This window comes from Rhodopirellula sp. UH5, from assembly GCF_056839225.1.
This window is the reverse complement of the sequence record NZ_CM166390.1, coordinates 2,498,216-2,513,801: the sequence shown is the minus strand read 5'-3', so window position 1 is coordinate 2,513,801 and position 15,586 is coordinate 2,498,216. Positions and strand designations below refer to the sequence as shown.

At 58.0% G+C, this 15,586-nt stretch carries 12 protein-coding genes and 1 tRNA gene; 4 read left to right on the top strand and 9 right to left on the bottom strand.

Annotation, left to right across the window (positions count from 1 at the left end):
- Window positions 1–23: 23 nt before the first annotated feature.
- The 9 genes from UH5x_RS09115 to UH5x_RS09075 form a co-directional block, all read right to left on the bottom strand.
- Complete coding sequence (locus UH5x_RS09115; RefSeq protein WP_482635470.1) at window positions 24–1,121, bottom strand: zinc metalloprotease; 1,098 nt, start codon at window positions 1,119–1,121, stop codon at window positions 24–26.
- 3 nt (window positions 1,122–1,124) lie between these two features.
- On the bottom strand, window positions 1,125–1,613 hold the full coding sequence (gene panD / locus UH5x_RS09110; protein WP_047813551.1) for an aspartate 1-decarboxylase: 489 nt from the start codon (window positions 1,611–1,613) through the stop codon (window positions 1,125–1,127).
- A 4-nt stretch (window positions 1,614–1,617) separates the two neighbouring features.
- Window positions 1,618–1,992 carry a response regulator gene (locus UH5x_RS09105; RefSeq protein ID WP_047813347.1) on the bottom strand — a complete coding sequence of 125 codons (375 nt, stop codon included), beginning with the start codon at window positions 1,990–1,992 and terminating at the stop codon, window positions 1,618–1,620.
- 198 nt (window positions 1,993–2,190) lie between these two features.
- Window positions 2,191–2,487: a hypothetical protein gene (locus tag UH5x_RS09100; RefSeq protein ID WP_047813346.1), complete on the bottom strand. Its 297-nt coding sequence runs from the start codon at window positions 2,485–2,487 to the stop codon at window positions 2,191–2,193.
- A 337-nt stretch (window positions 2,488–2,824) separates the two neighbouring features.
- The gene (gene sigZ, locus UH5x_RS09095; protein WP_482635469.1) at window positions 2,825–3,412 is read right to left on the bottom strand and encodes an RNA polymerase sigma factor SigZ; all 588 of its coding nucleotides are present in this window, start codon (window positions 3,410–3,412) and stop codon (window positions 2,825–2,827) included.
- A 244-nt stretch (window positions 3,413–3,656) separates the two neighbouring features.
- A complete protein-coding gene (locus tag UH5x_RS09090; protein ID WP_482635468.1) occupies window positions 3,657–5,180 on the bottom strand; it encodes an NAD(P)-binding domain-containing protein in 1,524 nt (507 codons plus the stop codon).
- A 235-nt stretch (window positions 5,181–5,415) separates the two neighbouring features.
- Window positions 5,416–5,489 (bottom strand) — tRNA-Pro (locus tag UH5x_RS09085).
- A gap of 155 nt (window positions 5,490–5,644) precedes the next feature.
- Complete coding sequence (locus UH5x_RS09080; RefSeq protein WP_047813343.1) at window positions 5,645–6,109, bottom strand: hypothetical protein; 465 nt, start codon at window positions 6,107–6,109, stop codon at window positions 5,645–5,647.
- Window positions 6,110–6,382: 273 nt separating this feature from the next.
- A complete protein-coding gene (locus tag UH5x_RS09075; RefSeq protein WP_047813342.1) occupies window positions 6,383–6,988 on the bottom strand; it encodes an HNH endonuclease in 606 nt (201 codons plus the stop codon).
- A gap of 188 nt (window positions 6,989–7,176) precedes the next feature.
- On the opposite strand from UH5x_RS09075, the gene UH5x_RS09070 reads away from it, so the two are divergent.
- From UH5x_RS09070 to UH5x_RS09055, 4 genes are all read left to right on the top strand, one after another.
- On the top strand, window positions 7,177–8,052 hold the full coding sequence (locus tag UH5x_RS09070; RefSeq protein ID WP_482635467.1) for a DUF456 domain-containing protein: 876 nt from the start codon (window positions 7,177–7,179) through the stop codon (window positions 8,050–8,052).
- A gap of 135 nt (window positions 8,053–8,187) precedes the next feature.
- Window positions 8,188–11,766 carry a chromosome segregation protein SMC gene (gene smc / locus UH5x_RS09065; protein ID WP_047813340.1) on the top strand — a complete coding sequence of 1,193 codons (3,579 nt, stop codon included), beginning with the start codon at window positions 8,188–8,190 and terminating at the stop codon, window positions 11,764–11,766.
- 19 nt (window positions 11,767–11,785) lie between these two features.
- Complete coding sequence (corA, locus tag UH5x_RS09060) at window positions 11,786–12,910, top strand: magnesium/cobalt transporter CorA (protein WP_047813550.1); 1,125 nt, start codon at window positions 11,786–11,788, stop codon at window positions 12,908–12,910.
- A gap of 783 nt (window positions 12,911–13,693) precedes the next feature.
- Window positions 13,694–15,544 (top strand): phospho-sugar mutase, encoded by a 1,851-nt coding sequence (locus tag UH5x_RS09055; RefSeq protein WP_482635466.1) that lies wholly within the window; start codon window positions 13,694–13,696, stop codon window positions 15,542–15,544.
- Window positions 15,545–15,586: the final 42 nt, after the last annotated feature.

Genomic DNA, 15,586 nt, shown 5'->3' with positions numbered 1-15,586 from the left:
TCATGGCACTCGGTTGTCACCGTTCAAAGCGGCAGCCACCAATCAGCGAGCGGGCCCGCGACCCGCCCCGAGAAGGCGGACATTGCCTCCTGAGATCCTTTGTCGAGGTCGATCCAAGTTGGCATCATGGCAGGGATTGGAGGGACGCGTTCATTGGGATCGTACCAGCGGTGACGCGACCAAACCCACCATCCGAACAAGGTGCTCCCCGTCATCGATCCGATGTACACCAGGCTGATCACCCAGGACGTCCAGCGTCCCGGGGCGGGCGTGATCAGAGATTCGTAGATCTGCAGGACCAGCGACGCTTTCTGGGGAGGCGGCAACGCTTGCAGAGCGGTTTCATCAATCGCCGAGGCAATCGTCGTGATCGCCGACTCGGGGATCTGTCGCCGTTCCGGTGCGGCGATCTCGCGGTCGCTCAACTGACGACTCAGCCAACCGGTGCGATAGGTCAGCGGCATGGTGAACAGAAGTGGGACGATCAGCAGCAGCAACACAGGTTCACCGATCAACATCCCAAGTGCCGCGATTGCCAGGATCGTCAACCCGCGTCCTAGCATCTCTCGCCAAGGAGATGGTCGAGCAAACGTTGACTGGACGATTTTTCCACCATCGAGGGGCAACAACGGAAGCAGGTTCATCCAGTTCAGCAGCAGACCGAGCCCACCCAATTCAAACAGCCATGGATGACTGCTGTTCACCGAGAGCAGCGGGACGGGCAATACCGACGCGTCGGGGGACATGGTTGCCAGCGACGCGATGGTCAGCAGGCCCATCGAAAGGGCGATTCCCGGCAAAGGGCCCGCAAAGTAGACGACGGCATTTTTCCAGCGAGCGAGTTGGAGCGGGTGGCCACTGACGGCCGCACCAAGCATTGGGACGAACACCATGCGAATGTTGCGATACCCGAACACTCGCATGGCAACATAGTGCCCACCTTCGTGCAGCAGCAGAATGCCCACCAACATCAACACCAACCGAACGTCCCACCAAATCAGACCGACGGCGATGAACAGGACCAAGCTGGCCAACAAGATCGCGAGTTGACGCGACCAATCGTTGGGCTGGTTTTCCTTCGCCCGAATCGCAGCGACGAGCGAAGCGTCGGGGCCAGGCATTCCCTAGCAGCCTTCGGCGAGCGGTTGTCCGTCAGGCGTCTTCGGAGAGGAGCTTGCCAATGGCGGGCCGTTGTGATCGGGCTGCGATGCTTCGGCGTTCGAACGCAAACCCGGACCCGCAATCTCGGGCCCCGTGTGAGACAACTGATTGTTGTCGTCGACGAAGATCAAACGCGGTTGATGGGTTGCCGCGTCGGCTTCGGGGACCATCGCGTAAGCGGCCAAGATCACGTGGTCGCCGGGGCGAATCAGGTGAGCGGCCGCGCCATTGGCGCACACATCGTTGGAGTTCGGCAATCCTTCGATCGCATAAGTTTCCAAGCGGGTGCCGCGAGTCACGTTCCAGACATGGAGTGATTCGTACGGGTGAATTTTTGCAGCGGCCAACAGTTCCGGCGGAACGGTCAGGCTGCCTTCGTAATTCACGTCGGCGCCGGTCACCGTGGCACGGTGAATCTTGGCCGCCAGCATTTTTCGATAAGGTGTGTCCACCAACTCAGTCCACCAGGTAAGGCTTCAGTTGTTCGATAGTTTTGTCCGAACCGATTTCGAGCTTTCCAAACCCGCGTTCGGCCCCTTCCTTCATGGCCGCTTCTTGATGCTCGTCATAATTGGTGACCAGCATGACGGGGATCTTGGCCAGGTCCGGATCGGATTTGATTTGCTTGATCACGTCCAACCCATCCGAGTAGTCGCGATCCAGTTTTCGGTTGACAGTCACGAGGTCCACCTCGCGTTTCTTCAGCAATTCGATGGTGTCTTCCACGCCGTGTGTCTGCATCACCGAGGCGTCAAAGTTAGAGGTCACCATTTGACGAATGGCATTGAAATCGGGGCCGCAGTTGCCGCAGTCGACTAGGGTTTTCGCCATCGGATGTCACTTCTCCGTCGAGGGGGTTCCAGGAAGTTGCCTGGGAACGATCGAACCGAAACATTCTGGTGTAACCGCGCCGGCATGAATCAACAAGGTGCAAGAGTCGTCACCGTGGTAGCAACGGCCGGGCCAGTTTGGCTGGAATCCGGTCTCGCGGGCGTGGGACCCCCTGAATTCTGCTCCCGAAAACGGGGGTCACCCCGTTCGTTCACGATCTTGAATCCAACGCTGCATATCGGCGTGGATTTGCGAGGGAGTGCGGTCATCGCTCAGGGAGGGGGAGGCGGCGATGGACAATTCTTTGGCCAGCATTCGCAGGGCCATGGCGTGCAATTGGCCCAGCAAATGGTCGCGTTCTGCGACAGCTTGTCGCAAATCCGCTTTGGTTGCACGGGATTCAGGCGGGGCCGGTGCACCTTCGACCAGGAACCGTTCGATCCAGTCGCGATTGGGATCGAGCGGGCGTTTGCAGCTTCGACAGGATTTGACCATGGGCGTTGTCTCAGCCGGAGAATTCAAGTGACCAGCTGAATGTTTGGGCGAGAAAGGGGCGACACAATTGGAAAACCGCGATCCGCCGTGGGCTTCTACCCTCGCCGCGGTGGCTCAAAACACGATCCGTGTGCGTGAGAAAATCACTGGTGGTGTGTCCAAGCCTGATTGATAGGGTAGCGAAACTCGTCAAGAGTTTCGACTTGCTTGATGAAATCCCGAATGCCTTGACCGCTTCCGCGATCGTGATGCCCCTCCTCTTTGACGCTGACGCACCACCAGCACGCTTTCCCTGCGACGCAGACGCGGTCCCGATGAATCAGGCATCGAGCTGGCTTCAGGCGTCGAGCGGGGGCGAATCGTTCGCGTGATTTCTTTGGTAGCCGATCAGGTTGCCTCGACGGTCGTGTTCGAAGCTGCAGCAGTCAAAGAGGACTTGCTTGAGTTTCGTTCGCCCTCGCTGAACACGCGATTTAGCACCGGACAGCGAAAGCCCCAGCCTGTCTGCAATTTCTTGTTGCGACAGTCCCTGAATTTCGTACAGCTCGACTGCCTCACGGTGCTCGGCAGGAAGTTGTTCCAGCATCTTGGGGAGCCAGCTGATCACGACTTCCTCGAGGCTTTCTTCGCTTTCGTCATTGGCTGCGATTTCGTCGGCCAGCGCCGATGCTTCGCGTGATTTTGCACGGTAGTGATCGACGACCAAGTTGCGAGCGATTTGGAAAACCCACGCTCGGATGCGTTGTTGGTCGTCGACTTCGTTCAGCTTGGTATGGATTCGGACAAAGGTCTCCTGGAGAAGATCTTCTGCGACTTGTGCGTTGGGAGCTCGTTGCAACAAGAAGGCTCGAAGTTGTTCCCCGAACAAGCTCCAAATCTCAGCGGTCGAGGTGCTTTCAGAGGACGGTGTGTTTTCCGTGTTCATCGTTTCTCGTGTGGGGCTCGGACGCCGTTCCTTACGCGAAAAACAGGGAAGTCGTTCGGTGTGGAAATCGGGGTGGCCAACTGGATTGCATGCCACCCAAACAGCTAAGCCATACACGATGAATAAGTAGCGGGTTTCGTAGTGGACGAGGCGACGAGTCCCGTGCTGGAGGATTCGTCGCCTCATCCACTACGTCAGTAACTTGCTAGGTGGAGTCCCTCAGTTGGAGTCTCGCCACATCGGGTCAGCAGCATTGGGAGCTGGACTCACACTGCCCACTCGGTTTGCCGGAGGCACTCGATTGGCATGATCCGCTTGGCTCTTGGGATGCCAGATCGGTGGAGCAAACGCCAGTGGACGGCAGGGTGAGTTCAACCTTTCGAGCGGCTTCGTGATCACCGGCGAGGTCGGCTGCGATGGATCGAACTTGTTCGTACCCCGTCCGCATCAAAAACGTCGGTGCTCGACCATAGCTTTTCATGCCAGCCAAGTAGAACCCACGTTCGGGGTGTTTCAGTTCCGCTGCTCCATGAGGTGGAACCGATCCGCAGCTGTGTTGATTTGGGTCGATCAACGGTCCGAGTGCTTTGGTGGCTTCGGTGGAAGCATCCAGTTCCAGGCGAAGTTCGCGAAGCATGCTCAGGTTGGGGCGTGATCCAGCCGCGACAATGATTTCGTCGACGATCACTTGGGACACGCCTTTCACATCGAAAACCTCCAGGCCGTCTTGGTGCTCACGGATGGCTCCGATCGAAAGTCCAGTCAGCAAAGTCGCTTGGCCGCTGTCGACCGCTGCTTTGACGCGAGTGCCCAGTGCGCCTCGGGCTTCAATTTCATCCGCCTCGCCACCGCCCCACAGTTTGGCTGGGTTGGTGCGGCGAACCGCCCAGGCGATCATGGTTTCCGGGGATTCTTTGGCCAATTCAACCAAGTTCAGCACCGCACCGGTGGCGGAGTGCCCCGAGCCAACGACCAGCACACGTTTGCCTGCGTAGCGTTCTCGTTCGCGGTCCAGCACATCGGGCATGCCGTAGCGGATGTGATCTTGGAACTGGCGTTCGCCATCTGCCTCGACCCCGCCGGCTCCCATCGGATTGGGGGTGTTCCAGGTGCCGGACGCATCGATGACGGCGCGAGCGTGAAAGCGGCGTGGGCCAGCAGGCGTGTCTGCCACAATCAAAAAGGGAGCGTCGTTGCGATTGCCGTCCTTCATCCGGTCGTGCCCATCGCGAGAGATCGACGTGACCTTGTGTTCCAGTTTCAGCCGGGAGGCAATGCGATGGTTTGCGGCGAGAGGATCCAAGTAGCGTTCCACCAATTCCTTCGCGAAGGGAACCTCCGTGGCATTGGGCTCTTCCCATGACTCATTGGACTGAAGCATCCGCTTGGAGGCTGGGTCGATCAGGTAGGACCACGGTGTGAACAAGCGGACGTGTCGCCATTCCCAGATGCTCGCGGCGGTTCGCGGTCCTGCTTCGAGCAGGATAAACTCTTGTTCTCGTTCCAGCAGGTTCGCAGCGGCGGCGAGGCCGATCGGGCCCGCGCCAATGATCGCGATCGGCAGCGTTTGGCGGTCGTCGTCGGCAGGAGATGCCTGCGCATCTGTCTTCGCCGAGATCGTTGTCGGTTGAGGCTCCACTTGAGCCTCGCCGCAGCAAGGAGTCGCGGTGGCTGGTTGAGGAGCCGGCGGGAGCGGTTGGCTCGTCGGTTGAAAGACGTTGGCCTGAGGTTGGATGAAGTGGCGGGGATTGGGGAGCGATTGGTTCATGGCTTTCCTTTCAAAAAATGACTTCTCTCCAATCAAGACGAGCTGGCCAACGAAAAGACGCACCCTTGGTTCGCTTGGTGGGAGCAAACTTCAGGAGTGATCGCGTCTATCACGGGCGCAAGAAAGAACTTGAGTCGCAAATTTGGTTTCCGCGTGCCGTCAGGATGAAGTTCATCGGACGGGAGTTGCCAAGAGCGGCAGCCTGCAAAAATAGGCTGCCCGCGGCAAAAGAAAATCGGGGCGACACGATTCGAACGTGCGACCTTCTGGTCCCAAACCAGACGCTCTGCCAGGCTGAGCTACGCCCCGATAAGCAGATTCTGGACGCGTTGAAACGTCTGTGAAAGACACTTCGCGTCCAAGAAGGCGAGAGGTTAGCGAACGATTCAATTTCTTGAAAGTCCACTTGTGTTCCGAGCCGCAGAATTTTTCAGCGGCTCAAAATCAGCTCTCGATTCATTGATTCACTGTTGTTGTTGCTGTGCGATCGGTTCGCCGGTTCCCAATTGCGCGAGCACCTGCAAAATGCCGTTCAAATGAGCCATTCGAGGACCAAAGCGATCGATGAATTCGTTCAGCATGTATTCGCCTTCGACCAAGTGGTCGCCCGAATCGTCAATTTCTTCGGTCAGCGTTTGCAGGAATTCGGTTTGCACTTCGCTGAGTGTTTCAGCGGCTCGGCGACAGGCTCGCGACAATTGCGGGTTGGCGTCTTTCCACTGCTGCAATTCGCCAGCACGTTGCTTGTGCATGGCCGCGTTTTGCTGCACCAATTCGGTCAGCAATTTGGTTTGTTGCTGCTGGCTGACGACCAATTGACGCAGCAACCCAACCGTCAGTTCCTCATTGGAAACCGGCACTCCAGCGTCTGTTTCCGCAGACACATCAATGCGAAAAACGGGCGATGTGGGGTTGTCGTCGTAGGACATAAGCGATGCTTCCGATTCGGGTCCGATGGGGTCGTGTCCGATGATGTCCCGAGTATAACCACGCCGAAAAATGTTTGTCGAGCAATTCATTATTTTCGGGTTGGTGCCGCTGCAGCAGGCAACGGTGGAACACGATCGTGCGTGTTCCGGTGAGTCTGACGATTCGCGAGACAAACCGGGCACAGGGGCGATCGGGCACAGGGGCGATCGGTCCGCGAGGCGACCGGGCAAGCACGTTGCGGTGGCCAAGTGGTTGCCCGTTCACCAGGTCGCCTATTTTGCCGCGTGCAAGAACGTCTTCCACGACGCGTAGCGTGGGTCATCCATCGAATGCGTCATCAGCAGGTTGAACCGTGGTTTGACCGGTCGCGAAAGCAACTTCATGCGGGCTTGCTGTGGCGTGCGACCGCCCTTGCGACCGTTGCAGCGCAGGCAGCAGCAGACGATGTTTTCCCACGTGGTTCCACCGCCATGGGAGCGTGGCACGACGTGATCCAGGCTGAGTTTGTGGGTCGGTTCCGCCTTGCCGCAGTACTGACACGTGTGATCGTCGCGAGCGAACAGGTTCTTGCGATTGAACCGGACCGTTTGAGCCGGCATCCGATCAAACCGCGTCAATCGCGTGATTCGGGGGACCTTCATTTCAAACCCGACGGCTTGAATGTATTCGTCTTCCGGTTGCTTTTGATCCGAAGCCAATTGGCTCAGTTCGCACCAACTGTCGAAGTCGTATCCGGTGAATTGCCCATCCTCGTTGTCGATGACCTCGGCGCAATCGCGATACAAAAGCGTCAACGCTCGACGAACATTGACCACGCGGATCGCCATGTAAAAGCGATTCAGCACCAACACGTTGGTATCTAAAACCCGTCCGCTCATTGTTGCGTCAGTCCTTTCCTCGAGTCAGAAAGTTGGCTGCGAAGTTGCTACATCTTAGCGTTTGGGAAAACAAGAAACCACAGTTTTGCGGTCGCTTCTTGGCTCGCTCGATCGTTTTTGGAGCTTGACAGGGCGGGTTCCCAATTCGCCAGTGAGACCGGAAATTACCGGGTTTGGTTCACGCTTTTGTGTCCAAGCAGCCTTTCCACATCAATTCTTCCGACAGTTTTCACCGCATGATCGATCTGCAGATTGGATGGATGCTCGCCGCGACACTGTTGTCTTGGGGGTACACGGGTTGGACGGACCGCATGGTTTTCGCGGATGTGGAGGTCGTTTCGCCGCGGCAGACTTTGGTTGCCGCGGTGGCGGATTCAAGCCCGTCGTCAACCGCGCCAGCCTCGGCGGACGCCTCGCAGGTCCCGTCGGAAGTGCTGGTCGCGGAAGAAAACAGCGATGGTTTTTGGGCGCGCCTCAGCAACGCCTTGGTCTGGGCCCGCGACACGATTCGCGACGTGATGATGCCGATTGGTGTCGTCGCCTTGGGCCTGGGGTTGATCCTGGTTTGCACGCTGGCGTGGTTGCTCAACCTGGTCGCTTTGCCTGGGAATTGGCTGGCGATTGCGTTGATGGCGTTCTACGTGTGGTTGGGGCCTGAAACCGGGCGTTGGCAGCTCGGGATGGCTTCGTTGGCGATCGCCTTTGTGCTGGGATTGGTGGGGGAATTGGTTGAGTTTTTGGCGGGGGCGATGGGGGCCAGTCGGGCGGGGGCGAGTCGCCGAGCCACCCTGATGGCAATTGTGGGGTCAATCTTGGGGGCGATTGTGGGTGGCATCGTGGGCTTGCCCATTCCTGTGATTGGACCGGTTTTGGCTGCCATTTTGTTTGGCGGATTGGGGGCCACTGCCGGGGCCATGTTCGCCGAGTGGAATGATGGCAAGTCCTGGCGGGACAGCTGGCGGATCGGGCAGGCCGCGTTTTGGGGCCGAACGACCGGGACGGTGGGCAAAATGGTCGCCGGGCTGTTGATTCTGGTTGTTTGCGCGTTTGGGGTGCTTTTTTGATGCCCAGGATTGTGGCCCGTTTCACGTGATCGAACTAGGATTTTGCCAGCTTTTTGGCTAGTCTTGAGGCGTCGAAACAACGTTTCACCCATCCGTCGTCTTCCTTTTCATTCGCTCCCGGCAACACAATCATTCATGCTCAAAGCACTCGAGCTGGCCGGTTTCAAGAGCTTCGCGGATCGCACGCGGTTTGATTTCCCCGATGGCATCACGGTCGTCGTGGGCCCCAATGGTTCTGGGAAATCGAACATCGTCGATGCGATGAAATGGGTGCTGGGCAGCCAAAGCGCCAAAAGTCTTCGCGGCAAGGACATGTCCGATGTGATCTTCAAGGGATCGCAAACTCGCGGGCCTGCAGGCGCAGCGGAAGCAACAATCATCTTCGACAACACCGGCGGTCAAATGCCGATCGATGCACCCGAGGTCCACCTGACCAGGCGCGTGTATCGCAGTGGCGAAGGCGAGTACCTGATCAACCATCAAGCCGTTCGGTTGAAAGATGTCCGAGCGCTGATTCGCGGGACCGGCATCGGAATCGACGCTTACAGTTTGATCGAGCAGGGCAAGGTCGATCGGATGTTGCAGGCCAACGCCAAAGATCGGCGGGCCATCTTCGAAGAAGCCGCCGGGATCAGTCGATTCAAGGCCAAGAAGGTGGAGGCCGAGCGTCGGCTGGAGCGTGTGCAGACGAACTTGACCCGCTTGGGCGACATCGTTGACGAAGTCGCGACGCGTTTGAAAACGCTGAAGAGTCAAGCCGGAAAGGCGGAACGCTACCGTCAAGCCAGCGACCGATTGAAAGAGCTTCGAACGGTGGTGGCTTGGACCGATTGGATGACGTTGTCAGCCGAGCTGAATGACGCCACCGCGAACTTGGAAACGGCCCAGCGTCAGCATCGCGAAGCGGACGCCCTGCGAGAATCGCTGGAGGAACAGCGGCAAGCCGCTGAAATGCAATTGCAAACGATCGCCGAGGCGGCTCGGGAAGCGGAGCAAAGCCGCAGCGAACTTTCAGGCGAGATCGCCCGAATCGACGGTCGCCGCGAATCCGATCAAACGACCTTGGTCGAACAACGTCGCACGTTGGTCGGTCACTATCGCCGCCTGCGAGCGATGCGGACCGAGGCGGGATCCGCGATTGCCGATTTGCGAAAAACGATCGCGGCATTGGAAGTCGCTGAATCCGAGATGGCTGGCGTCCAGGAAAAGAAGGAAGCCATCGCGGCGAAGCGCGACGCGGAGCAGGCCACGGTTCATCGCATCGAAACCACGCGAGATGATCTGCAACGCGATCATTTGGCGGCCGTTCGCCGAGTCGCCGAGCACGAAGCCAACCGCGGTCGGGTGGCGCAGCAGATGCGGGAGGCAACCCGTGCTCTCGAAGAGATCGCTCGCAATTCAGTGACGGCGGATGAAGGGCTGAAGACGGCCCAGCGGGACCATGACGAAGTCGCTCGCAATGTATCGGGATTGGAAAAACGAATCACCGAGGCTCAGCGCGAAGTGGAAATCGCGGACGCGAAGGTTCGTGAGACGCGGCGAGTTTTGGAACGACGCCGAGAAGAAATTGGGTCGCTGAAAATTCGTCTGCAGGGGATCACCGAGCGGGCTCGCGTGCTGGAAGAGCTGCAGCAGAAACAAGAAGGCGTCAGTGGCGGCGTTCGCGAAGTTCTGCGGATGAGCAATGCTCAGCTGAAAAAAGATTTGGTCGGCATCGTCGCGGATTGTTTCTCCGTTGATCGGCAAGTCGCTCCGCTGATTGATGCGGCACTGGGGCCTCGCAGCCAGTACGTCATCGTTCGCGGTGGTTCGGTCAGCGATGCGATCAGTCGCGGCGAAATCAAAATTGGCACGCGAGTCGGAATCATCCGATTGGATGAACTGCCCAATCGACGTCCCGGCGACAAGATTCGCTTGGACGGGTTGGCCGGCGTGATCGGTCGGGCTGACAAGATGATCGATTGCGAAGTGGAACTCGAGCCATTGGTTCGTCACTTGCTCGGCAACACTTGGTTGGTCGACACCTTGGCCACCGCCATCGGATTGCGAAAGCTGTCCTCGGCCGGTCTGCGTTTCGTGACTGCCTCCGGCGACTTGCTGGACAACGATGGATCCAGCGTGGTCGGGCCTCCCGGTGGCGAAACCGGTTTGGTCAGCCGACGCAGCGAGTTGGCTGCGGCGAAGTCTGAGATGCAGCACTACAGCTATCAAATCGCCGAGGCTGAAAAAGAAGCTGGCCGTTTGACCGGTGTCGTTGATAGTGAAGCAGCGGAGCTGGGGCGTCACGAACAAGCGATGCGGAACTGGATCACCGAACACGCCGCCGCAGAAGCCAAGTTGCACCATGTTGCGGAGCGATTGGCGGCTCGCCAAGCATCGGTGGACGAACTGAAGCGAGCTTCGGTGTCGCATACAGAATTGCTGCAAACCGCTCAGCACCAAGACGGCGAGTTGGCGCTGTCGATCCGAAAAGGAAAGCAGGAAATCGAGACGCTCGAAGCTCAACGCGCCGAAATCGATGTGCAGCTGACGGCGGCGTCGGAGCAACTTCGCGCGGTGCAATCCGAGGCGATGAGCATTTCCGTCGAGGCAGCTCGCAGCGAACAGCGTGTCGAATCATTGACGATCGCTGCGGATGTGGCGAGACGCGATCAAAGCCAACGTGAGGCCGCCAATCAAGAAGTTCGCGATGCAATGACTCGAACGCGAGAGCGGATCTCCGAGATCGAAACGCGAATCTTGGAAGCCGACAATCGGTTGGCGGAATTGATGATTGCGATGGAAGAGGCCGATTCCAAGCTACAGGTCTTGGCGGCCGAAGCCAATCGGGAACGCGAGGCCACTCGCCGCGTTCAAACCGAATCGCAGGCGGCGATCAAAGCGGTTGCCAAAGCGACCGAATCCGTTGCCACGATCAGTTCCGCTCGGGATGCCGCGGCGCTCAAGCAAACCACGCTGGCCGACCGCATTGCGGAGGACTACCAGATCGACTTGCGAAGCGATGAGCCTCCCGAGGAGTTGGCTGAAATCGAAGACCGGTCCTCGGTCGATGACGAAATCAGTCGTCTGCGAGGTCAGGTTCAGAACGTTGGCTCAGTCAACATGGAAGCGTTGGAAGAACTCAATGAGTTGCAAGTTCGCTACGACGAACTGCATGGTCAGTATCAAGACCTGACCGCCGCGAAAGACTCGTTGCAGCGCGTGATCGCTCGCATCAACGCGGATTCACGGCGGTTGTTCTTGGACACGCTGGAAGCCATTCGAATCAACTTTCAAAAGCTGTATCGGAAATCGTTTGGTGGTGGTCACGCCGACCTCATCTTGGAAGAGTCCGACGACCCGTTGGAAGCTGGTGTGGAGATTGTTGCCACGCCTCCTGGGAAGCCGAGTTTCAGCAACTCGTTGCTGTCCGGTGGTGAAAAAGCGTTGACCGCCGTCGCGTTGTTGATGTCGATTTTCCAGTATCGTCCCAGCCCGTTCTGTGTGCTGGACGAAGTGGACGCGCCGTTTGACGAAGCCAACATTGGCCGTTTCGTGACCGTGTTGACGGAGTTCTTGGATCAGTCCAAGTTCATCGTCGTCACACACAGCAAGAAAACCATGACCGCGGCGACAACGTTGTACGGTGTCACGATGCAAGAGTCCGGGGTCAGCAAACAAGTCTCGATTCGGTTCGAAGATGTCAGCGAAGACGGACAAATCAACGCCGCGTAAACGTGATTTTTTGCTTGCGATGGGGGCGTTGCCTGGCAAGTTGCCAATGCGTCTTCGGGTGCATCGGCCGCGTTGGGCTCGGTCACGTTCCAAGGTCGGAAACGTCCCCGGCGATTTGTCGAGCGATGTGTCGTCGAAAAAGAAGGACACCGTTCCCAGTCACATTCGAGTGATTCAGTACGACGGTCGGACGCATTTGAATGAGGTTGTTGATTCGATCGAGAGTGACGATCCGGCCAATCCGGACGTTGTGACTTGGATTGATTTGCACGGCATCCGCGACATGGAGGTGCTCCGCGCGCTCGGTCGGAGGTTTGGGCTGCACCCGCTGGCGTTGGAAGACGTCGTTCAGATGGACCAGCACGCCAAGATGGAGCGATATGGCGAAACGTTGTTTTTCATCGCTCGCATGCCCGTTGGCGAGGACGGGTTCCAAACCGAACAAGTCAGCGTGTTCTTGGTGGGCAGAACCGTGATCACGATTCAGGAACACGTGGGCGATTGCTTGGATCCCGTCCGGGAGCGAATCTCGCGTGCGATGGGGCGCATTCGCGAGCGCGGGGCGGACTACTTGGTTTACGCGATCATTGACGCAATCATCGACGGTTATTTCCCGATCATCGATCGTTACGAGCGTCATCTGTCTGACATGGCGGAGTTGTTGCAGGACAATGACAATGACAACTTGCCGATGCATTTGCACCACATTCGCGCCGACCTATTGGCGATCCGAAAGACGGTCCAGCAACACCGGGACGCGCTGCGATTGTTGTTGCGAGAAGGCGAAGGCATCTTGGCCAACGACACACGGTTGTATCTTCGCGATTGCCAGGACCACATCGGGCAATTGATGGAAGCGGCGGACACGGACCGCGAAACGTGTGGCGAACTTCGCGAATTGTATTTCGCGTTGCTGGGGCAAAAGAACAATGACGTGATCAAAGTGCTCACGATCATCGCGACGTTGTTCATCCCGATGAGTTTTGTGGCGGGGATCTACGGGATGAACTTCGATCAGAAGGCGTCGCCGCTGAACATGCCCGAACTGGAATGGAGCTTTGGCTACCCGTTCGCTCTTTCAGTGATGATGGTTCTGGCATTGAGCCTGCTGTACTACTTGTACCGCAAGGGCTGGTTGAGCTAGTGCCGCGCGGGCCTTGCTGATTTGCCTCGCGGACGTGTTCTTAAGTTGCGTTTTTTCGTCGGCTGGATCAAGCAAACACATCGAATTGCCGGATCTGCGGACGAAAGCAGGAGCAGTTGATTCCATGCGAACACCAGAATGCATGTCTGAGATTGCGTCGCTCCGGCAGCCTTTTCGTCCTTGATGCCGGCCTACTTTTCGCCGCGGTTCGCATGTCGACGGGGCTGGAAGGCCATCGTGCGGGGACGCGAACCGGGGGAGCGTTCGGGGAGGGCAACAAACAACTGCCGTCGCTCCGCGACTGGTTTTGCGAGTCGGGGGATCCAATAACCGCGGAGCGGTGACGGTTGTCAGCCTCGGGTTTTTAACCCGAGGTCTCGATCGCGACACCCTTGCTCGGCAAGCCGCGGAGCGGCGACAGGCGGCGGGCGACTAGATGGGGATGAATTGTAGATGGGGATGAATTGAAAAAGTGAAATTGTAAATTTTAAATTGCAAAATCCGGGCGGTGCTGGCGATGACGGGGCCGGCTTTCGTAGCTCGGGGCGGAAGCCCCGAGACGGATGTCACGCGTTGGGTTACCTCGCCAGGTCCACTCGTTCTTGCGGCACTCACGAGATGCGGCGTTGGGAGGCCGAGGTGAACTCGGTTGGGGGCCAAAAACGACCTGGCGACGGTTGGCTGGATTGATCGGACGTTAGGTGGTGAGACCGTCCTTCGGGGCGTAGAATCTGGGCCCATTGATCCGACCTGTCTCCCCGCTATCCCCGGTGCGATTTCATCATGACATCTGGTTCTGACCCTGCCTCGTCCCCTTCCCTGACCGTCGATGAAGCCTTGGCTGCGATTGATCAAGCTTGCCAAGAAAAGAAATTGACCGCGGGGGCGGTGGAAAACATTCGAGCTTGGTTGACTGAAGATCGGTACCGCGACTATCGCGATCAAACGTTGCAGCACATTGCCGACGGGAAATGGCAAAAACTGGACGATGTGTTTTGGACGGTCATCCCGTTCGGGACCGGCGGTCGCCGCGGACGGATGTACGAGATCGGTTCCAACGCGATCAATGACCGCACGATCGGCGAGAGTGCACAGGGGTTGGCGGATTACGTCGTCGAGTATCACGGCGGTGCCAAGGAATTGTCTTGTGCGATCGCTTATGACACGCGGCATAAATCTCGTCACTTCACGGAACTGTGTGCCGGCATCATGGTCGCGGCCGGGATCAAGGTTTATTTGCTGGATGATTACCGCGCGACGCCGCAGTTGTCCTTCGCCGTGCGACACTTGCACTGCGATTGCGGGATCATGGTGACGGCCAGCCACAACCCGCCGAGCGACAATGCGGTGAAGGTTTACTGGTCCACCGGCGGCCAGGTTCTGCCACCACACGACAAAGCGATCATCGATCGCGTGATGAGTTGCCAGGAAATTCGTGCGACTCCGTTTGCGGAAGCGATGGCCGATGGTCGCATCGAAGTCGTGACGGAACAAATCGACGCTGCTTTCTTGGACGCTGCTTCGCAGTGTGGCTTTGAGGGGCCACGGGACGTCAAAGTGCTTTACTCGCCACTGCACGGTGTCGGCGAAGAGGCCGTGATCCCGCTGATGAAGCGAGACGGTTTCACGCAAGTCGATGTGTACGAAGGCCACCGCGAAAAGAGTGGTGACTTCCCGAATGTTCCCGGGCACGTTTCGAACCCTGAAAACCCGGCTGTCTTCGAGGCTCCGATCAAGACGGCGCGGCCTGGCGGATACGACCTGGTTCTGGCAACGGACCCCGACTGCGACCGCTTGGGTGTGGCGGCCCCGCTGACGACCGATTCCAGTGGTGAATGGGGAACCTTCACCGGAAACCAAATCGCGGCTTTGTTGGCCGACTATGTGCTGGAGCAGACCGCCAAAGCAGGCAAGCTGACGGATCGCTCTTACGTCATCAAAACGTTGGTGACGACCGAATTGGTTCGACGGATCGCCGAGTCGCACGGTGCACGCTGCGTTGGCGATTTGTTGGTCGGATACAAATACATTGCTGAGGCGATGGATCGCGAAGGCCCCGAAGATTTTGTCTACGGATGCGAGGAATCGCACGGCTACCTTGTCGGTACCTACGCTCGTGACAAAGACGGCGCGGTCGCTTGCATGTTGATGGGCGAGTTGGCGGCGAAGTTGAAAGCCGAGGGCAAGTCGATGCACGAGTACATGGCTGACTTGTACCGCAAGCACGGCATGCACCGCGAAAATCTGATCAACGTCTTCATGGAAGGCAGCGAAGGGATGGCGGCGATGCAAAGTCTGATGAAAGCGTTCCGTGCCGAACCACCAAAGTCGCTGGGCGGAATCGCAGTGGCTCAAGTACGAGACTACGGCAGTGCAACCACTTTGAACGTTGCTGATGGTTCCACTTCGCCGCTGGAAGGCCCCAGTGGAAACCTGGTCATCATGGATTTGGAGATGGACGGCAACTACGTCGCGGTTCGCCCCAGCGGCACCGAGCCCAAAGTGAAGTTTTATGTTTTCACTCGCTTGGAAGCCGCCGAGTCGCAGGACTTAGATGCGGCAGATGTGAAGTTGTCTGATCGAATGCGTGCCATCGAAGAAGACGTCCGCGACTTTGCCCGATTGCACTCTTGATTCACAGCGTCGGTTTGCATCCTGCGTATGCTTTCAGCCCGC